Source organism: Pseudomonas sp. Irchel s3b2 (genome assembly GCF_900187445.1).
In the GTDB taxonomy this organism is placed as follows: domain Bacteria; phylum Pseudomonadota; class Gammaproteobacteria; order Pseudomonadales; family Pseudomonadaceae; genus Aquipseudomonas.
Window position 1 is genome coordinate 268,850 of sequence record NZ_FYEB01000002.1, and the last position, 19,657, is coordinate 288,506.

Sequence of the window (19,657 nt, forward strand, 5' to 3'; positions counted from 1 at the left end):
CCATGAAGAAAATCATCCACAACCTTGCGCCCTGGGCGTTGCCGGTTTTGCTGCTGGCGGTATGGCAGTTATCGGTGTCGGCAGGCTGGTTGTCGACGCGGATTCTGCCGGCACCGATCGCGGTAATCGAAGCCGGTGTGAGCCTGGTCAGCAGCGGTGAAATCTGGACTCACCTGGCCATCAGCGGCTGGCGCGCGGCGCTCGGTTTCGCCATTGGTGGCGGCATTGGTCTGGCCTTGGGCTTCATAACGGGGTTGTCGACATGGGGCGAGCGCCTGCTCGACAGTTCGGTGCAGATGATCCGCAACGTGCCGCACCTGGCGCTGATTCCGCTGGTGATCCTGTGGTTCGGCATCGACGAGTCGGCGAAGATTTTTCTGGTGGCGTTGGGCACGTTGTTCCCGATCTACCTCAACACTTATCACGGCATCCGCAACGTCGATCCGGCGCTGGTGGAAATGTCCCGCAGTTATGGCTTGTCCGGTTTCAGCCTGTTTCGCCAGGTGATCCTGCCGGGTGCGCTGCCATCGATTCTGGTCGGCGTGCGTTTCGCGTTGGGCTTTATGTGGCTGACATTGATCGTGGCGGAAACCATCTCCGCCAGCTCCGGCATCGGCTACCTGGCGATGAATGCCCGAGAGTTTTTGCAGACCGACGTGGTGGTGCTGGCGATTCTTTTGTATGCGGTGCTCGGCAAGCTGGCCGACCTCGCGGCGCGCTGGCTTGAGCGCGTGTGGCTGCGCTGGCATCCGGCTTATCAGGTTGCCAAGGGAGGTGCTGCATGACGGCTCAACAACCTCCACGCTTGCTGCACGGCATTCCGCTGGTGGTGCGCAAACTGCAAAAAACCTTCGGTTCGCGGCGAGTGCTGCGTGAAATCGATCTGCACATTCCGGCCGGGCAGTTTGTGGCGGTGGTCGGACGTAGCGGTTGCGGTAAAAGTACCTTGCTGCGCTTGCTCGCCGGTCTCGACAAGCCCACGGCTGGCGAGCTGCTTGCAGGCGCAGCGCCACTGAGCGAGGCACAGGAAGACACCCGACTGATGTTTCAGGAAGCCCGTCTGCTGCCGTGGAAAAAGATCATCGAGAACGTCGGTCTCGGACTCAAGGGCAACTGGCGGCCGCAAGCACTGGAAGCGCTGGAAGCGGTCGGTCTGGCGGATCGCGCCAACGAATGGCCGGCAGCGTTGTCCGGCGGGCAGAAGCAACGTGTGGCCCTGGCTCGTGCGCTGATCCATCGACCGCGCTTGCTGTTGCTCGACGAACCTCTGGGCGCATTGGATGCCCTGACCCGAATTGAAATGCAGCAACTGATCGAACGGCTCTGGCAACAGCATGGCTTCACCGTGTTGCTGGTGACCCACGACGTCAGCGAAGCGGTGGCGATTGCCGACCGGGTGGTCCTGATTGAAGACGGCGAAGTCGGCCTCGACTTGACGGTGGAACTGCCGCGCCCTCGGGTCCGTGGCTCCCATCGGCTGGCGGCGCTGGAGACCGAAGTGCTCAACCGTGTGCTATCGCTACCTGGCCAACCGCCGGAACCGGAACCTGTTTCACCACTGCCTACGCAATTGCGCTGGGCTCAATAACTTAAAGATTCATCCAACGACAGGAATCAACATCATGACTATCAAAGCCATCAACGTTCGTAACCAGTTCAAAGGCTCGATCAAGGAAATCGTGCTCGGCGATGTGCTGTCGGAAATCGACGTGCAGACTGCTTCCGGCATCGTCACTTCGGTGATTACCACCCGTTCGGTGAAAGAGCTGGAGCTGGTGGTTGGTAGTGAAGTGATCGCGTTTGTGAAATCCACCGAGGTGTCGATCGCCAAGTTGTAAGCGTGTGCGCAAACAACAACCCCGGAGGGTGTGAGCCCTTCGGGGTTTTTTATGCGCGTGATTCAGTGAGCTGATCGTTCCCACGCTCTGCGTGGGAATGCCTCTACGGACGATCTGCGTTCGGCTTTTGAATAGGACGCAGAGCGTCCCGTGCTGCATTCCCACGCAGAGCGTGGGAATGATCATTAGGCGGGTATAGCGCGCTTGGGCAGATAGGGCGGCAAATACAACCCGAGATAAGCATCAAACACCCGCATCCCTTCCTCAGCCATGCGCGGCGTGATCTGCCCATGCTGCTGCACCGAGCGTGCATACACCCGATCGCCCAGTTCCATGGCCAGCGCAAACACATCGACATCACCCGGCAGTCTCGGCAGCTCGAAGTGATGATCGAACAGCTTGTGCATCAGGTCGCCGAGTTCAATGTCGTGCTGGCGGTCGGCCTGGGTGACTTCGGTCAGGCCATGCTGGGCGAGGATCAGTTGGCGGGCGGCGGCGTCTTCGTCGTAAATGGCGAGCATGCGTTGTTCCACCAATCGCGACAGATCGCGCCAGCCGTTGAGGGCGTTATGGTCGATGGGAGCTTGCAGGCAGGCGCGGAACGCGGCGTGGACGTCGGCGGTCAGGGCTTCGAGCAGGGCCGGGACGCTGGCGAAAAAGTGGTAGACGGAGGAGGGCGGGATCTCGGCGCGTTCGGCGACGCTGTAGATCGACAGGCTGGCCACACCCTCGGCGGCCAGCAGCGTGCGGGCGGCATCGAGTATCGAGTCGATCCGGGCCTGGCTGCGGGCGCGAGGTTTGCGAATGGTGGCGGTGCGCGTCATTGAAGTCTCCTGCTGGGCAGCGGGCATTGTACGCAGAGCGCAGAGATGATCCATACCCTGTGGCGAGGGAGCTTGCTCCCGTTGGAGGCCGAAGGACTCCCTGTAATAGCGATACGGTTCTGTCAGACACACCTCATCGACTGTTTTGGGGCCGCTTCGCGACCCAGCGGGAGCAAGCTCCCTCGCCACAGGTTTGATGTTGGCCATAAAAAAACGCCGCAGGCTTCATAGCCGGCGGCGTTCTTTTTTACTGCAACCGCTTACACGGTATGCAGGTACCAGTTGTACTCGAGGTCGGAGATGGAGTGTTCGAACTCCTCCAGCTCGCTCTCTTTACAGGCGACAAAGATATCGATGTATTTCGGATCGATGTATTTGGCCATGACTTCGCTGTCGTCCAGCTCGCGCAATGCATCACGCAGGTTGTTCGGCAGGCTTTGCTCGTTCTGCTCGTAGGAGTTGCCTTCCACGGGCGCGCCCGGCTCGATCTTGTTGGTCAGGCCGTGATGCACGCCGGCCAAAACCGAAGCCATCAACAGATACGGGTTGGCGTCGGCGCCAGCGACACGATGCTCAATGCGCACGGCATCGGAAGAACCAGTCGGTACGCGGATGGCCACGGTGCGGTTGTCCAGACCCCAGCATGGCGAGTTCGGCACGTAGAACTGCGCACCGAAACGACGGTAGGAGTTGACGTTCGGGCAGAGGAAAGCCATCTGCGCCGGCAGGGTCTCGAGCACACCGCCGATCGCGTGACGCAGTGCGGCGTTCTGCTCGGGATCCTCGCTGGCAAAAATGTTTTTGCCATCTTTATCAAGAATCGAGATGTGGACGTGCAGACCGTTACCTGCCTGGCCCGGATAAGGCTTGGCCATGAAGGTGGTGTCCATTTCATGGTCGTAGGCGATGTTTTTGATCAGACGCTTGAGCAGGACCGCATAGTCGCAGGCCTTGATCGGGTCGGCCACGTGGTGCAGGTTCACTTCGAACTGCGCCGGGGCACTTTCCTTGACGATCGCGTCGGCAGGGATGCCTTGCTCTTTTGCACCTTCCAGAATGTCCTGGAGGCAGTCGACGTATTCGTCGAGGTCGTCGATCAGGTAGACCTGTGTCGAATGCGGGCGTTTGCCGGAGATCGGCGAGCGTGGCGGTTGCGGGCGACCGTTCACGTTCTCCTGGTCGATCAGGTAGAACTCCAGTTCGAACGCGGCGCAGATGGTCAGGCCCATCTCGTCGAACTTGGCTACGACTTGTCGCAGGACTTCGCGCGGGTCGGCGAAGAAAGGATCACCTTCGAGTTCGTGCATGGTCATTAACAGCTGCGCGGTCGGGCGCTTCTGCCAGGGCTCATTGCACAGGGTGTCGGGGATTGGATAGCAGATTCGGTCAGCATCGCCGATGTCCAGGCCCAGGCCGGTGCTTTCCACCGTCGAGCCATTGATATCCAGAGCAAATAGAGAGGCCGGCAGGTTGATGCCTTTCTCGTAAACCTTGTGGAGGCTGGTGCGTTCAATGCGCTTGCCGCGCACCACACCATTCATATCCGCAATCAGAAGGTCAACGTACAGAACCTCAGGATGTTCCTTAAGGAACGCGTTCGCTTCATTAAGCTGAACGGCACGCGGGGGTACCGACATGATGCAACACCTTTGTTGTTAAAAATATCAATCATTGATCTCTTCGGATTCCAGTCAACCCGAACGGCATGCCGAAGTCAAGCAAGGCCTTTTTTGCCCTAAAAAAGCACTAGCGGGGCTTTTTTGAGGCACTTTGGGGCATTTTTTGGCCTTCAGTCTTCTTGGCGCCCGCGAGCTTGAGCGGGCCGTGTTGTATTTTTTACGGGGGTGTTGTGTAAAAAAATGAACAAGGCTAAGCTCGATTTAAACCCATAACAGCAATAATACCGGGGTGCTTCATGTCTCGCCTGCCGTTAATCGGCGTCACCGCCTGCTCAAAGCAGATCGGTCTGCATGCTTATCACATCAGTGGCGACAAATACGTACGCGCCGTGGCATCAGCTGCCAAGGGCCTGCCGTTGATTCTTCCATCCCTGGCGGATCAGCTGGCGCCGTCCGAAATTCTGGACGCTCTGGACGGCATTCTCTTTACAGGCTCTCCTTCTAATATAGAACCGTTTCACTATAACGGCCCGGCCAGTGCGCCGGATACCGCTCATGATTCTGCACGCGATGCCACCACGCTCCCGCTGATCCGCGCCGCTGTCGAGGCCGGTGTTCCCGTGCTCGGCATTTGCCGCGGCTTCCAGGAAATGAATGTGGCGTTCGGCGGCAGTCTGCATCAGAAGGTTCACGAGGCCGGTCCATTCATGGATCACCGTGAAGACGACAGCCTGCCGCTGGAAGGGCAGTACGCGCCAAGTCACCCGGTGCACGTTCAACCGGGCGGTGTACTGGCCGGGCTGGGCCTGACGAGCGAGCTTCAAGTCAACTCGATTCATGGTCAGGGTATTGAGCGTCTGGCGCCGGGCCTTCGCGTGGAAGCCGTGGCGCCCGACGGGTTGATCGAAGCCATTTCTGTTATCGAAGGCAAGGCTTTTGCTTTAGGTGTGCAATGGCATCCCGAATGGCAGGTAAGCTTGAATCCTGACTACCTTGCGATTTTCCAGGCATTTGGCGATGCCTGCCGCAAGCGCGCATTACAACGCGACGCCGATGCGTCAAACAACGCCTGACTTATAAGAGTCAGGAAACTCAGCCTAAGAGGCATTTATGAGTAACAACCTCGACCAGCTCACCGATTGGTTGAAAGACCACAAGATCACAGAAGTCGAATGCATGATTGGCGACTTGACCGGCATCACCCGGGGCAAGATTTCGCCGACCAACAAGTTCATTGCCGAAAAAGGCATGCGTCTGCCTGAAAGCGTTCTGTTGCAGACCGTTACCGGCGACTATGTCGAAGACGACATCTATTACGAACTGCTCGACCCGGCCGACATCGACATGATCTGCCGCCCCGACCAGAACGCGGTGTTTCTGGTGCCTTGGGCCATCGAGCCCACCGCCCAGGTGATCCACGATACCTACGACAAGCAGGGTAACCCGATCGAGTTGTCGCCGCGCAACGTGCTCAAGAAGGTGCTGAAACTCTACGCCGACCACGGCTGGCAGCCGATCGTGGCGCCGGAAATGGAGTTCTACCTCACCAAACGCAGTGATGACCCGGACTACCCGCTGCAACCGCCGATCGGCCGTTCCGGTCGTCCGGAAACCGGTCGCCAGTCCTTCTCGATTGAAGCGGCGAACGAATTCGATCCATTGTTCGAAGACGTCTACGACTGGTGCGAACTGCAAGAGCTGGACCTCGACACGCTGATCCACGAGGACGGCACCGCGCAGATGGAAATCAACTTCCGTCATGGCGATGCCCTGTCCCTGGCCGACCAGATTCTGGTGTTCAAACGCACCATGCGCGAAGCCGCGCTCAAGCACAACGTGGCGGCGACCTTCATGGCCAAGCCCATGACCGGCGAGCCGGGCAGCGCCATGCACTTGCACCAGAGCATCATCAGTATCGAGACCGGCAAAAACGTTTTCTCCAATGAAGACGGGACCATGAGCCAGTTGTTTCTCAACCACATCGGCGGCTTGCAGAAATTTATTCCTGAGCTGCTGCCGTTGTTCGCACCCAACGTCAACTCGTTCCGCCGCTTCCTGCCGGATACCTCGGCACCGGTGAACGTGGAGTGGGGTGAAGAGAACCGTACCGTGGGTCTGCGGGTTCCGGATGCCGGGCCGCAGAACCGTCGGGTGGAAAACCGTCTGCCGGGTGCCGATGCCAACCCTTACCTGGCCATCGCCGCCAGCCTGTTGTGCGGCTTTATCGGCATGGTCGAAGGGCATAACCCGAGTCCTCCGGTCGTGGGTCGTGGCTATGAGCGGCGCAACCTGCGCCTGCCGTTGACCATCGAAGACGCTCTGGATCGCATGGAAAACAGCAAGACCATCGAAAAGTACCTGGGCAAGAAATTCATCACGGGCTACGTCGCGGTCAAGCGGGCCGAGCATGAAAACTTCAAGCGCGTGATCAGTTCGTGGGAGCGGGAATTCCTGCTCTTCGCCGTCTGATGCGCCGGGCGCGGCTGTAAATCGCCGCGCCTTTCATTGGAATCCAAGGAGAATTCGCATGACCAGCAACAACCCGCAAACCCGTGAATGGCAAGCCCTGAGCAGCGATCACCACCTGGCCCCGTTCAGCGACTTCAAGCAGCTGAAAGAGAAAGGCCCGCGGATCATCACCCATGCCAAGGGCGTTTACCTCTGGGACAGCGAAGGCAACAAGATCCTCGATGGCATGGCCGGCCTGTGGTGCGTCGCGATCGGTTACGGTCGTGATGAATTGGCCGATGCCGCCAGCAAGCAGATGCGCGAACTGCCTTATTACAACCTGTTCTTCCAGACGGCTCACCCGCCGGTGCTGGAGCTGGCCAAGGTGATTGCCGACGTTGCGCCTGAAGGCATGAATCACGTGTTCTTCACCGGCTCCGGTTCCGAAGGCAACGACACCATGCTGCGGATGGTTCGCCACTACTGGGCGATCAAGGGGCAGCCGAAGAAGAAAGTCATCATCAGTCGCAAGAACGGCTATCACGGTTCCACCGTGGCCGGCGCGAGCCTGGGCGGCATGACGTACATGCACGAACAGGGCGACTTGCCGATCCCGGGCATCGTCCACATCGCCCAGCCGTACTGGTTCGGCGAAGGCGGCGACATGACCCCGAACGAGTTCGGTATCTGGGCGGCCAATCAGCTGGAAGAGAAGATTCTGGAGGTCGGCGTCGACAACGTCGGTGCCTTTATTGCCGAGCCGATCCAGGGCGCCGGCGGCGTGATCATTCCGCCAGACAGCTACTGGCCGCGCATCAAGGAAATCCTCGCCAAATACGACATTCTGTTCGTGGCCGACGAAGTGATCTGCGGTTTCGGCCGCACCGGTGAATGGTTCGGTAGCGATTTCTATGACCTCAAACCCCACATGATGACCATCGCCAAAGGCCTGACGTCCGGCTACATCCCTATGGGTGGCCTGATCGTGCATGACGACGTGGTCGAGGTACTCAACGAAGGCGGTGATTTCAACCACGGTTTCACGTATTCCGGGCACCCGGTGGCCGCTGCGGTGGCGCTGGAAAACATCCGCATCCTGCGCGACGAGAAAATTGTCGAGCGCGTACGCACAGAAACGGCACCCTATTTGCAAAAGCGTCTACGGGAACTGAGCGATCACCCGTTGGTGGGGGAAGTGCGTGGGGTCGGTCTGTTGGGGGCCATCGAACTGGTTCAGGACAAAGCCACCCGCAAACGTCACGAAGGCAAGGGCGCCGGCATGATCTGCCGCACGTTCTGCTTCGAAAACGGCCTGATCATGCGCGCCGTCGGCGACACCATGATTATTGCTCCGCCACTGGTGATTACACCGGCTGAAATCGATGAGCTGGTAACAAAAGCACGTAAGTGCCTGGACCTGACCCTGAGTGCGTTACAGGGCTAAGTGCTAGGCTCTGAGCGAGGTGTGAAGTGTGCACTTCGCTCAGTGCAAACAAAGGATGGGTCTTTCCTTGAAAGCCTGCCTTGGATCTTGCCAGACTAACGGTTGTTCGGATGCCCTGTAACAGGCCACTGAGCACGTGGTTAAAAAGAAAAACTGGAGCATTACCCATGAAGGCATTAGGTATGAAGATAGCTGGCAAGACCCTCCTCGCCATGTCCCTGATGGGCGTGATGGCGGGCGCCGTTCAGGCTGACGACAAAGTGCTGCACGTGTACAACTGGTCCGATTACATCGCGCCGGATACCGTCAAGAAGTTCGAAGCCGAGTCGGGCATCAAAGTCGTCTACGACGTGTTCGACAGTAACGAAACCCTCGAAGCCAAGCTGTTGGCAGGCAAGTCCGGCTACGACATCGTCGTACCGTCGAACAACTTCCTGGCCAAGCAGATCAAGGCCGGTGTTTACCAGAAGCTGGACAAGTCCAAGCTGCCTAACTGGAAAAACCTGAACACGGACCTGCTCAAAGCGGTATCGGTGAGCGACCCGGGCAACGAACACGCGTTCCCTTACATGTGGGGTTCGATCGGTATCGGCTTCAACGCCGAGAAGGTCAAGGCTGCACTGGGTGCCGATGCGCCAACCAACTCCTGGGACTTGCTGTTCAAACCTGAAAACGCTGCCAAGTTGAAGGCGTGCGGTATCAGCTTCCTCGATTCGCCAACCGAGATGATTCCGGTAGCGTTGCATTACCTGGGCTATCCAACCGACAGCCAGGACAAGAAACAACTGGCCGAAGCCGAAGCGCTGTTCCTGAAGATTCGTCCTTCGGTGGGCTACTTCCACTCGTCCAAGTACATCTCCGACCTGGCCAACGGCAACATCTGCGTCGCCGTGGGTTACTCCGGTGACATTTACCAGGCCAAGGCTCGCGCTGCTGAAGCCGGTGACAAGGTGAAAGTCAGTTACAACATTCCGAAAGAAGGTGCCGGTAGCTTCTACGACATGGTCGCCATCCCTAAAGATGCCGAAAACGTCGAAGGCGCCTACAAGTTCATGACCTTCCTGCAGAAGCCGGAAATCATGGCCGAAATCACCAACGCCGTGCAATTCCCGAACGGCAACGCGGCGGCCACCCCTCTGGTCGATAAAGAAATCACCAGCGATCCAGGCATCTACCCGCCAGCGGAAGTGTTGGCCAAGCTGTACGCGATTGCCGACTTACCGGCCGCCACCCAGCGGATCCTGACGCGCAGCTGGACCAAGATCAAATCCGGTAAATAAGCCGGTTTGAGGTAACTACCTGTTGCCGTCGCCTGCGCGGCGGCGGCAACAGGGAAAATTAAATGTCAGAAAGTTTTGCTGGAACGGTTTTTCGAGGGTAAGTTGCGCGCCGGTTTTGTTGCCAGGCAGCCATGGCTGTCATGTAACGCGGGGCAACTTGGGCCCAACTCATTTTAGAGGACCTCCACTTGCCTATTTTTTCTTTGTTGCGTAATGCCCTGTTGGTCAGTGTCGGGCTGACAGTTACCGTCGGCGTTCAAGCTGCCGGCACAGTGCATATTTATAACTGGTCGGACTACATCGGTGAGACCACCCTGGCCGACTTTCAGAAAGAAACCGGTATCAAACCGGTGTATGACGTATTCGATTCCAACGAAACCCTGGAAGGCAAGTTGCTGGCCGGGCGTACCGGTTATGACGTGGTCGTGCCGTCCAACCACTTCCTCGGCAAGCAGATCAAGGCCGGGGCTTTCCAGAAGCTCGATAAATCGAAGCTGACCAACTATTCCAACCTCGACCCGGTGCTGCTCAAGCGTCTGGAGAAGAATGATCCGGGTAATCAATACGCCGTGCCGTATCTGTGGGGCACCAATGGCATCGGTTACAACGTCGGGAAGATCAAGGCGGTTCTCGGCGTCGACAAGATCGATTCGTGGGCCATGCTGTTCGAACCGGAAAATATCAAGAAGCTGTCCAGCTGCGGCGTTTCATTCCTCGACTCGGGTGATGAGATGATCCCGGCGATGCTTAATTACCTGGGCCTGGATCCCAACAGCCAGAACCCTGAAGACTACAAGAAGGCCGAGGCCCAACTCCTCAAGATTCGGCCTTACGTGACCTACTTCAACTCGTCCAAATACATCTCCGACCTGGCCAATGGCGAGATCTGCGTGGCCGCCGGTTTCTCCGGCGATGTGTTCCAGGCCAAGGCGCGGGCCGCCGAAGCCAACAAGGGCATCGACATTGCCTACGTGATTCCCAACGAGGGCGGCAACCTCTGGTTCGACGTGCTGGCCATTCCCCGGGACGCCACCAATGTCAAAGAGGCTCATGCCTACATCAACTATTTGCTCAAGCCTGAGGTAATCGCCAAGGTCAGTGATTCCGTCGGCTACGCCAACCCCAACCCGAAGGCGGGCGAGTTGATGGATCAGGCTGTACGCACGGATGAGGCGGTCTATCCCTCGCAGGCTGTCGTCGACAAGCTGTATGTCAACTCAGAGTTGCCACCCAAGATTCAACGACTCATGACGCGCAGCTGGACCAAGGTCAAGTCGGGCAAATAGCGTCAAACTATCCAGGTTCGCCACGTTGAGCGAACTGCAAATTCTGTTGGGAGTTTCGTAAATGGCAGTTGCCTCCGGCGCCTATAAGAAAGCCCTCGAGGGCGACCAGACACCTAAACAGGTGCTGGTCAAAATCGACCGGGTCACGAAAAAGTTCGACGAGACGATTGCCGTGGACGACGTGTCCCTGGAAATCAAGAAAGGCGAAATCTTCGCCCTGCTCGGCGGCTCGGGTTCGGGCAAATCCACCTTGCTGCGGATGCTGGCAGGTTTCGAACGGCCCACGGAGGGGCGCATTTTCCTCGATGGCGTAGACATCACGGACATGCCGCCGTACGAGCGGCCGATCAACATGATGTTCCAGTCCTACGCCTTGTTCCCGCACATGACCGTGGCGCAGAACATCGCCTTCGGCCTCAAGCAGGACAAGATTCCGTCGGCTGAAGTCGACGCTCGCGTGGCCGAGATGCTCAAGCTGGTGCAGATGAGCCAGTACGCCAAGCGCAAACCCCATCAGTTGTCCGGTGGCCAGCGTCAGCGTGTGGCGCTGGCGCGTTCGTTGGCCAAGCGGCCGAAGCTGTTGCTGCTCGACGAACCGATGGGCGCGCTGGACAAGAAGCTGCGCTCGCAAATGCAGCTGGAACTGGTCGAGATCATCGAGCGGGTCGGCGTGACCTGCGTGATGGTGACCCACGACCAGGAAGAGGCCATGACCATGGCCGAGCGCATCGCGATCATGCACCTGGGCTGGATCGCCCAGATCGGCAGCCCGATCGACATCTACGAAACCCCGACCAGCCGTCTGGTCTGCGAATTCATCGGCAACGTCAACATCTTCGAAGGCGAAGTGGTGGACGACGCCGAGGGCCACGCGCTGATCACCTGCAAGGACCTGGACCGCAACATCTACGTGGGCCATGGCATCAGCACGTCGGTGCAGGACAAATCCGTGACCTACGCGATCCGTCCGGAAAAACTGCTGGTAACGGCCGACATGCCGACCTGCGAACACAACTGGTCCAGCGGCAAGGTCCATGACATCGCCTATCTCGGCGGCCACTCGGTGTTCTACGTCGAATTGCCAAGCGGCAAGCTGGTGCAGTCCTTCGTCGCCAACGCCGAGCGCCGCGGCCAGCGCCCAACCTGGGGTGACCAGGTTTACGTGTACTGGGAAGACGACAGCGGCGTGGTACTTCGCTCATGAACATGCGCAAACTCAAACGCCGGCTCGATCGAATAATTCCCGGTGGCCGTCAGCTGGTCATCGGGGTTCCGTTCATCTGGCTGTTCCTGTTCTTCATGCTGCCGTTCTTCATCGTCTTGAAGATCAGCTTCGCCGAAGCCGACGTGGCCATTCCGCCATACACAGAGATCTACAGCTTCATCGACCAGAAGCTCCAGGTGCTGCTTAACCTGAGCAACTACGCGATGCTCGGCGACGACGAGTTGTACATTGCCGCTTACCTCGGCTCGTTGAAGATGGCGCTGATCAGCACCGTCCTCTGTCTATTGATCGGCTACCCGATGGCCTACGCCATTGCCAGCGCCCGCAAAGAGCTGCAAACGGTGCTGGTGCTGCTGATCATGATGCCGACCTGGACCGCGATTCTGATCCGCGTGTATGCGTGGATGGGCATTCTCAGCAACAACGGTCTGCTCAATGGTTTTCTGATGAGCATGGGCTGGATCGACGAGCCGCTGCAGATCCTCAACACCAACCTCGCGGTCTATATCGGGGTCGTTTACTCCTATCTGCCGTTCATGATCCTGCCGCTCTACGCCAACCTGGTCAAACACGACACCAGCCTGCTGGAAGCCGCATCCGACCTGGGTTCGAGCACCTTCAACAGTTTCTGGAAGATCACCGTGCCGCTGTCGAAAAACGGCATCATCGCAGGCTGCATGCTGGTGTTCATCCCGGTGGTGGGCGAGTTCGTGATCCCGGAACTGCTCGGCGGTCCGGAAACCCTGATGATCGGTAAAGTGCTCTGGCAAGAATTCTTCAACAACCGTGACTGGCCGGTGGCATCAGCGCTTGCAGTGGTGATGCTGGCGATCCTGATTGTGCCGATCATCCTGTTCAACCGTAGTCAGGCCAAAGAAATGGAGGGCAAGGAATGAAGCGCTTCCGTTTCTCAAGTTTCATGCTGGTAGCGGGTTTGCTGTTCATCTACGCGCCGATGCTGATCCTGGTGATCTACTCGTTCAACGCCTCGAAATTGGTGACGGTGTGGGGCGGCTGGTCGATCAAGTGGTACGTGGGCTTGATGGACAACACGCAACTGATGGGCTCGGTGGTGCGCTCGCTGGAAATCGCCTGCTACACGGCGATTGCCGCGGTGGCACTGGGGACGCTGGCGGCCTTCGTGCTGACCCGCATCACCCACTTCAAGGGCCGCACGCTGTTCGGTGGTCTGGTCACCGCGCCGCTGGTGATGCCGGAAGTGATCACCGGTCTGTCGCTGTTGCTGCTGTTCGTGGCCATGGCGCAGATGATCGGTTGGCCACAGGAGCGCGGCATCGTCACCATCTGGATCGCCCACACTACGTTCTGTGCGGCGTATGTGGCGGTGGTGGTGTCGGCGCGCTTGCGTGAGCTGGACCTGTCGATTGAAGAAGCGGCCATGGACCTCGGTGCGCGGCCGTGGAAGGTGTTCTTCCTGATCACCATTCCAATGATCGCGCCGTCGCTGGCGGCGGGTGGGATGATGTCGTTCGCCTTGTCTCTGGATGACCTGGTGCTGGCGAGCTTCGTGTCCGGTCCGGGTTCCACGACCCTGCCGATGGAAGTGTTCTCGGCGGTGCGCCTGGGCGTGAAGCCTGAGATCAACGCCGTGGCCAGCCTGATTCTGCTGGCGGTGTCGCTGGTGACATTCCTGGTCTGGTACTTCAGCCGTCGTGCCGAAGAGATTCGCAAGCGTGCGATCCAGCAGGCCATCGAAGAAGGCGCCGCCGACTCCTGGAAACAACCGGACGTGCGCCGGGCGCAGGCGCCGGAAGCGGCTTAAAACCGCTGACTTTATGCTTCAGAATTTTGCGGCGATGGTAAGGCCAGATGTGTATTGGTCTTAAGGGCCTCTTCGAGGGCAAGCCTCGCTCCTACGGTTTTGTGTCGTTCACACAATGACGATCTACCCAAAACCGTAGGAGCGAGGCTTGCCCGCGAAGGCGTCAGCCCGGCTAACAAAAATCTACTGCGCAGCCCGCGCTGGCAACAGCTTCAACGTACTGCGGGTATTGGCCGTCACTTCTTCATCATTGAAATGCGCCTGGTAGTAAACTCCTTCGATATACGCCTCGGCCTGATCGGCATAGTGGTTGTCGAAGGGCACACCGCTCTGGCCGACCGGGTTGATGGTCAGGCTGTGGGCCGGGTCGGCGAAGTCGATCAGCCGTCGCGTCGATGGGCCGTAAGTCACAGGCCACGGTGCCGGACCGATCTTGGCCGAGAGGTTGTTCGGCACTTCATGGGTGCCGGGCGCCGCGAATGGCCCGACGTTGAAGATCCGCTCCAGCAGTTTCTGCGTCCCCAGCGGATGCCCATGAGTCAGAGTGTGCGCCTTGCCCCACTGCCATTGTGTGTAATCAGCGCCCAAGGTGGTCTTGAGATGAGCCATGCTCGCTTGCCAGGCAACCTTGACCGTATCGGCGCGGGTTTCCTTGCCGGGGGTGTTGCGGTTGTCCCACCACGGTGAGTCGGCGGAGGCCGCCAGACGCGGCAGTGCGGCATCAATCACCCGGGTCGGGAGCAGCGTTTCGAAGAAATCATTACCCAGTTCATCGCGCATTGCCGCGTCGGTGAGGTTGAACAAGAACTGGTTGAACAGAGTGGCGCTGATGGAGTCCAGCGGGTAATCACCGCTCCACTGCGCCAGTTGTTCCACCCATTTCAGCTCGGCGGGATCGCTCACCACTTCACGCAGTACTGGTAGCAACGGCGCCAGCAAACGCGGACCGTAGTCGGTGGTGGTGCCCAGTTGCAGCTTCTGGTTGGCCTCGTTGTCCCACTTCACGTTCTTGTCGCTGAGTTGACGATTGAGCTGCTGACCGCGATCGGCGAGATTGTAGTAACCGGGAATCTCCAGGCCAGTCGGTGATACTGGCTGGAAGTTGGCCGAGACGATATAGCCTCGCGCCGGGTTCTCTTCCTGTGGGTTGGCGCTGAACGGATAAAACCCTTCCATGTCCGCTTCAGAGGTACTGCCATCGAGGATGAAGCCGGGCTTCACTCCGGCCGGACGTTTAGGCAACAGCGCCGAGGCCCACCAACCGATGTCGCCCTTGGCATTGGCGTAGACGATGTTCAGCCCCGGAGCCTGAACCTTGGCCGACGCGGCGCGGGCCTTGGCCAGCGTGTCGGCGCGGTTGAGCTGGTAGAAACCGTCGAGGATCGGATTCGGCGTCTCGAGGAAGGCCCACCACATCGCGACCGGTGTCTTGCCGGCGGCAGTGCCAAGCGCATCGTTGATGATCGGACCGTGGGGCGATTGGCGCAGGGTCAGCGTGACCGGTGACTGGCCTTTGACCGCGATCTGTTGTTCGGTGTTGACCATGTCGACCCATTGGCCGCGATACCAGACCTGATTCGGGTTGTCCGGGTTGACCTTCTCGGCGATCAGGTCCAGATCGTCGTTCTGGAACATCGTCAGGCTCCAGCCGAAGTCCAGGTTGTGGCCAAGAAACGCAAACGGCACCAGCGCCTGATGGTAGCCATAGAGCTCGAAGCCCGGCGCCGACAGGTGCGCTTCGTACCACACCGACGGCACCGAGAAGCGAATGTGCGGATCACCGGCCAGCAGCGGCTTGCCGCTTTTGCTGCGGTTGCCGGAAATCACCCAGGCATTGCTGCCTTCGAATTGCGGCAGACCGTTGTCGGCCAAGGCTTGCTCACTCAAACGGGCGAGGGCGTTCAGACCCTTCCAGTCATTGGCGGTGAGAGCCGGCGCAGGGTTGGTCCGCCCTTTGGCCAGCACGCCCTTGGGCTGCCAGTCCAGATCGAAGATGTTCAGGTACTCGGCGCCCAGTTGGTCGCGCACATAGGTCAGCAAGGGTTCGGTGCGAAATGCCGCGGCAAAGCTGTAGGCCATGTAGCCGGCGATGCTGATGCTGTCTTCGGCGGTGAAAGGGCGCTTGGGAATTCCCAGCACATCGAACTCTACCGGCGCAGCGTGGCTGTCCTGATATTGATTGATGCCGTCCAGATAGGCTTGCAGGGCCTTCCACGCCGGCGACTGACGATCCAGCGCGGCCACGTAACTTTCAGCCCGTTCGCGGATGCGCAAGCTGCGAAACAGTTTGTCGGTGTCGATCAGTTTCGGGCCGAGGACCTCGGCCAGCTCACCACGGGCCAGGCGCCGCATGGCTTCCATTTGGAACAGTCGGTCCTGGGCGTGCACGTAGCCGAGGGCGCGGTAGAGGTCGGTTTCGTTTTCGGCACGGATATGCGGCACGCCGCGCACGTCGTAGCGCACGGTCACCGAACCTTGCAGGTGTTGCAATTGCACCTGGCCCTGGCGCGTCGGTTGCTTGCTGTACACGTACCAGCCGCCCCCGGCGACGAGCACGACGATCAGCAAGGCAAGTACGGTCAGGGCGCGTTTCATGGTGACTCCTTGTTCTTTCGGGATTGCCGCCCATGTGGGCTGCAAACGTGTAGCACAGACCTCCTGTGCCGGGCATCACGGTCCTGGAAAAGTCAGGAATGCCTTACTTCACTTCACTTCGTTCGGCCACGGGCAGTAGCAACCCACCGCCAGTGTGTGCGTTGCATTCACCGTCCGGCCTTCGTTCAGCGCTTGCAGGATGGGCTCGATAAAACTGTTGCTCGAGTTGCAGGTCAGGCCTTCGCTGTACGGACCGAAATACGCCAGCCTGCCACTGCGGTCCCAGATCGCCACCGCTGGGCTGGCAGGGATCTGTTCAGAGCCTGGCAGGACAGTGATGGTTTTGAGGCGACTCAACGTGCTGGGCAATTGACCATGGCTGCCGGGCTTTTGGACCGCATAGAACTCGACGCCTTGTGGTGCATACTGCTCAACCAGTTCGGTCAGGTGTTGTTGGTTGCCGACATTGCACGGGCAAGCCGGGTCCCAGAAGTGCACCAGGCGAATGGCGCCGGGGCCGGCGAGTTCGTCCGGCAGGCGCAAGGGGTCGCCGGAGAACACCGCAGTGTGCGAACTGAAGGTGCGCAGATAGCGCCCCTGAAACCAGTCATAGGCGGCCCACAGCACGCCGGCACACACAAGGGCGAGCAGGCTGGCAAGCAGTGTGGTGCGGTAGGCCGGGCGCATGGGGTTTCAATCCTCGAAGGTCGGCTAGCTTGCCATGCTTGCCGCGACAGATGAATATCGCAGGCCCATAAAGTCCGTTTCGCGCTCTGGAATAGCCCATGCCTGCCACTTTCGACCCCGATCATTTGCGTGCCAGCCTGCGGCCATTGGCCGAGTGGCAGCCGCTGTCGACGGAAGCCATGGCCTATCAGCATTTTTATGGACTGGATTTTGCGCAGCGAACCTTGCGCAGCGGCTTGGGGCGTTTCGAGGTCGATGGCTATGAAGTGGTCAGCCAGCTCTGGTGGCCCGAGCGGGCGAAGGCGACGCTGTTTCTGTTTCACGGCTTCTACGATCACACCGGGCTCTATCGGCATGTGATCGAGTGGGCGCTGGGCCAGGGTTTTGCGGTGATCGCCTGTGATCTGCCGGGGCATGGCCTGTCCAGTGGCGAGCGGGCGAGCATCAAGGACTTCGCCGAGTATCAGAGCACGCTGCAAGGGCTATTGGCCGAGGCGCAATCGCTGGGCCTTCCGCAGCCTTGGCACTTGTGCGGGCAAAGCACCGGCGGGGCGATTGTGATCGATCATGTGCTCAATCAGGGCGCGAGCAGTCCCGCCCAAGGGCAGGTGATTCTGCTGTCGCCCCTGGTGCGGCCGCGAGCCTGGGGCTGGTCGAAGCTCAGTTATTACCTGCTCAAGCCGTTCGTCAAAGGCATCGCCCGGCGTTTCAGCGAGAACTCCAACGACCCTGACTTCCTGGCGTTCCTGCAAGCCGATCCGTTGCAGCCGCTGCGTCTGCCAACGGCCTGGGTCGGTGCGCTGGGGCGGTGGATCAAGCGCATCGAAGCGGCACCGAAGAGTCCGCGGCGGCCGCTGATCGTGCAGGGGCAGGCGGACATGACCGTGGATTGGCAACACAACCTTGAGGTGTTGCGGGGCAAGTTCGATCGGCCTCAGGTGCTGATGCTGCCTGAAGCGCGGCATCATCTGGCGAATGAGGCTCCGGGGTTGCGGCAGGAGTATTTCGGGTTTTTGACCAGGCGGATGAGTCGGGATCGGCGGTGACATTTTCGATTGCCTTCGCGGGCAAGTCGGATCGCGAAGGCAATTTCACAGGCGCCAAAAACTACTGGGCAAGGCTCGACGTACTCTGTCCCACCGCCAACCCCGCCCGAATCGCCGCCAATGCCGCTTGATAGTAAGCCTTGCCTTCAGTGGACTCGGCAAAGGTCGCGAACTCTTCCAGCTCTTCATCCGTCAGGTCGCGATAGACATACAGCAGTGTGTTGTTCAGGTCAGCGCCGATTTGCTCCATCAGGCGCTGGCGCTGACCATTCAACATGCCTTGAGCCTGACCGCCGCCGAGCAGGCCGGGGATCATCGAGCTCAGGCTGTCGGCCGCCACGCCCGCGATCGCCAGGCTGACTTCAGCGCCGGCCTCGCGGGCGGGCAGGGCCTGGGCCAAGTGACCGATGATGAGTTGACGGTTATCGCTGGCCTGCATTTTCGGCAAGCCCTTGGCGTTTTTCGCCAATTGATCGCGACGGGTCGCCAGCAGTTCGGCGGCGATGATTTTCTTGCCCAAGGGCGATTGAAAGAAGGTCAGTGCAGGTTTCGGATCGGCGAGTTTCTTGCGCAGTTGCGCTTCGGCGCGCTGGTCCATGGCCTTGGGGGCGAAACGTTGATTGCTGTTGTTGACCAGGGCCTGAAACACCGCCGGCGGCAGGCTGTTCTGGTAACGCTGCTGAGCGGCCGAGAGAGCATCGTTGAAATGCGCGCGTTGTTCTGGCCAACCGGCGACCTTGTACAACTGGTCGTGGCCGTCCGCCCAGGCGGGCAAAACGCAGAACATCAACAGTGAGAAAAGCAAGCGACGCATAGGGACTCCTGTCAGCAGGCGACTATTCTCCGTGGGGTATTCGTACTTGTCGAGAATTCGTATCAGGTTGAGTGCCTTATCCGACCAATCCTCCGCTGCGTGGCTCTGTCGGATTCGCGGGCACAGGAATACTATGCGCGCCATGCAAATATCCTCTGATCATCCGCTGCTGTTACGTATCGTCGACGACCTGGCTGAGCGCGGCTGGTCGCAGCAGAATATTTTCCTGCCTCTGGATCTGACCCGGGCGCTGGCGGCCGAGTGCCGAAAACGTGCTGCGGAGGGCGAACTCGCTCCAGCCGCTGTGGGGCGCGGGCCGTTTTCGGAGATCCGCGAGGGCATTCGCGGCGACCATATTCAGTGGCTCGAACCCGGTCAGGCCGAGGCGTGCGACCGCTATCTAGGGTTGATGGACAGTCTGCGTGAGGCGATGAATCGCGATTTGTTTCTGGGCCTGGAAGATTACGAAAGCCATTTCGCCCTGTACCCGCCCGGCGCTTTCTACCTCAAGCATGTCGACCGTTTTCGCGACGACGACCGGCGCATGGTCTCGGCGGTGATCTATCTCAATGACGGCTGGCTGCCCGAGCATGGCGGCCAGCTGCGCATGTACCTGAACGAAGGCGTCGAACACGATGTGGTGCCCACCGGCGGATGCCTGGTGGTGTTCCTGTCGGGCGAAGTCCCCCACGAAGTCCTGCCCGCGACCCGAGATCGCCTGTCGTTGACGGGCTGGTTTCGCCGTCGTGGCAACGAGCCGTTCTGATC

Annotated in this window: 18 protein-coding genes; 13 read left to right on the top strand and 5 right to left on the bottom strand. The window is 59.5% G+C overall.

All coding sequences use genetic code 11. The features are described 5' to 3' along the window. Nucleotides 1–2: 2 nt before the first annotated feature. The 3 genes from ssuC to CKW20_RS08085 are packed head-to-tail and all read left to right on the top strand — an operon-like array spanning nucleotide 3 to nucleotide 1,838. Nucleotides 3–785: an aliphatic sulfonate ABC transporter permease SsuC gene (ssuC, locus tag CKW20_RS08075; RefSeq protein WP_095052461.1), complete on the top strand. Its 783-nt coding sequence runs from the start codon at nucleotides 3–5 to the stop codon at nucleotides 783–785. Beyond that, nucleotides 782–1,588 carry an aliphatic sulfonates ABC transporter ATP-binding protein gene (gene ssuB, locus CKW20_RS08080; RefSeq protein ID WP_095052462.1) on the top strand — a complete coding sequence of 269 codons (807 nt, stop codon included), beginning with the start codon at nucleotides 782–784 and terminating at the stop codon, nucleotides 1,586–1,588. Before ssuC ends, ssuB begins: the two co-directional genes overlap by 4 nt. Nucleotides 1,589–1,622: 34 nt before the next feature. Continuing rightward, the gene (locus CKW20_RS08085) at nucleotides 1,623–1,838 is read left to right on the top strand and encodes a molybdopterin-binding protein (protein ID WP_003229256.1); all 216 of its coding nucleotides are present in this window, start codon (nucleotides 1,623–1,625) and stop codon (nucleotides 1,836–1,838) included. Between the two features lie 185 nt (nucleotides 1,839–2,023). On the opposite strand, the gene CKW20_RS08090 is transcribed toward CKW20_RS08085, so the two are convergent. Next, complete coding sequence (locus CKW20_RS08090; protein ID WP_095052463.1) at nucleotides 2,024–2,662, bottom strand: TetR/AcrR family transcriptional regulator; 639 nt, start codon at nucleotides 2,660–2,662, stop codon at nucleotides 2,024–2,026. A gap of 260 nt (nucleotides 2,663–2,922) precedes the next feature. Further along, complete coding sequence (locus CKW20_RS08095; RefSeq protein WP_007897683.1) at nucleotides 2,923–4,299, bottom strand: glutamine synthetase family protein; 1,377 nt, start codon at nucleotides 4,297–4,299, stop codon at nucleotides 2,923–2,925. A 278-nt stretch (nucleotides 4,300–4,577) separates the two neighbouring features. On the opposite strand from CKW20_RS08095, the gene CKW20_RS08100 reads away from it, so the two are divergent. The 8 genes from CKW20_RS08100 to CKW20_RS08135 all read left to right on the top strand — a co-directional run bounded on the left by CKW20_RS08100 (nucleotide 4,578) and on the right by CKW20_RS08135 (nucleotide 13,747). Next, the gene (locus CKW20_RS08100; protein ID WP_095052464.1) at nucleotides 4,578–5,354 is read left to right on the top strand and encodes a gamma-glutamyl-gamma-aminobutyrate hydrolase family protein; all 777 of its coding nucleotides are present in this window, start codon (nucleotides 4,578–4,580) and stop codon (nucleotides 5,352–5,354) included. A 37-nt stretch (nucleotides 5,355–5,391) separates the two neighbouring features. Beyond that, nucleotides 5,392–6,750 (top strand): glutamine synthetase family protein, encoded by a 1,359-nt coding sequence (locus tag CKW20_RS08105; RefSeq protein WP_095052465.1) that lies wholly within the window; start codon nucleotides 5,392–5,394, stop codon nucleotides 6,748–6,750. A gap of 58 nt (nucleotides 6,751–6,808) precedes the next feature. Continuing rightward, complete coding sequence (locus CKW20_RS08110) at nucleotides 6,809–8,173, top strand: aspartate aminotransferase family protein (protein ID WP_095052466.1); 1,365 nt, start codon at nucleotides 6,809–6,811, stop codon at nucleotides 8,171–8,173. 182 nt (nucleotides 8,174–8,355) lie between these two features. Continuing rightward, complete coding sequence (locus CKW20_RS08115; protein ID WP_095052704.1) at nucleotides 8,356–9,453, top strand: polyamine ABC transporter substrate-binding protein; 1,098 nt, start codon at nucleotides 8,356–8,358, stop codon at nucleotides 9,451–9,453. Between the two features lie 188 nt (nucleotides 9,454–9,641). Then, nucleotides 9,642–10,739, top strand: a complete 1,098-nt coding sequence (locus tag CKW20_RS08120) for a polyamine ABC transporter substrate-binding protein (protein WP_095052467.1) — start codon at nucleotides 9,642–9,644, stop codon at nucleotides 10,737–10,739. 61 nt (nucleotides 10,740–10,800) lie between these two features. Next, on the top strand, nucleotides 10,801–11,943 hold the full coding sequence (locus CKW20_RS08125) for an ABC transporter ATP-binding protein (protein WP_095052468.1): 1,143 nt from the start codon (nucleotides 10,801–10,803) through the stop codon (nucleotides 11,941–11,943). 35 nt (nucleotides 11,944–11,978) lie between these two features. Then, on the top strand, nucleotides 11,979–12,860 hold the full coding sequence (locus CKW20_RS08130) for an ABC transporter permease subunit (RefSeq protein ID WP_177318856.1): 882 nt from the start codon (nucleotides 11,979–11,981) through the stop codon (nucleotides 12,858–12,860). Then, nucleotides 12,857–13,747, top strand: coding sequence for an ABC transporter permease subunit (locus CKW20_RS08135; protein ID WP_007897694.1), 891 nt, complete (start codon nucleotides 12,857–12,859; stop codon nucleotides 13,745–13,747). Before CKW20_RS08130 ends, CKW20_RS08135 begins: the two co-directional genes overlap by 4 nt. Nucleotides 13,748–13,930: 183 nt before the next feature. Here CKW20_RS08135 and CKW20_RS08140 read toward each other — a convergent pair whose 3' ends face one another. Together CKW20_RS08140 and CKW20_RS08145 are read right to left on the bottom strand one after the other, a co-directional pair. Next, nucleotides 13,931–16,342: a penicillin acylase family protein gene (locus CKW20_RS08140; RefSeq protein WP_095052470.1), complete on the bottom strand. Its 2,412-nt coding sequence runs from the start codon at nucleotides 16,340–16,342 to the stop codon at nucleotides 13,931–13,933. Nucleotides 16,343–16,450: 108 nt separating this feature from the next. After that, nucleotides 16,451–17,029, bottom strand: coding sequence for a DUF6436 domain-containing protein (locus CKW20_RS08145; protein WP_095052471.1), 579 nt, complete (start codon nucleotides 17,027–17,029; stop codon nucleotides 16,451–16,453). 98 nt (nucleotides 17,030–17,127) lie between these two features. Between CKW20_RS08145 and CKW20_RS08150 the strand changes: the two genes are divergently transcribed. Beyond that, nucleotides 17,128–18,075, top strand: coding sequence for an alpha/beta hydrolase (locus CKW20_RS08150; protein WP_095052472.1), 948 nt, complete (start codon nucleotides 17,128–17,130; stop codon nucleotides 18,073–18,075). 61 nt (nucleotides 18,076–18,136) lie between these two features. Here the strand turns inward: CKW20_RS08150 and CKW20_RS08155 are convergent, their stop codons facing one another. Then, entirely contained in the window at nucleotides 18,137–18,889 is a 753-nt protein-coding gene (locus CKW20_RS08155) for a DUF2059 domain-containing protein (RefSeq protein WP_095052473.1), read from the bottom strand. 133 nt (nucleotides 18,890–19,022) lie between these two features. Between CKW20_RS08155 and CKW20_RS08160 the strand changes: the two genes are divergently transcribed. Next, nucleotides 19,023–19,655 (top strand): 2OG-Fe(II) oxygenase, encoded by a 633-nt coding sequence (locus CKW20_RS08160; protein ID WP_095052474.1) that lies wholly within the window; start codon nucleotides 19,023–19,025, stop codon nucleotides 19,653–19,655. Nucleotides 19,656–19,657 lie beyond the last annotated feature (2 nt).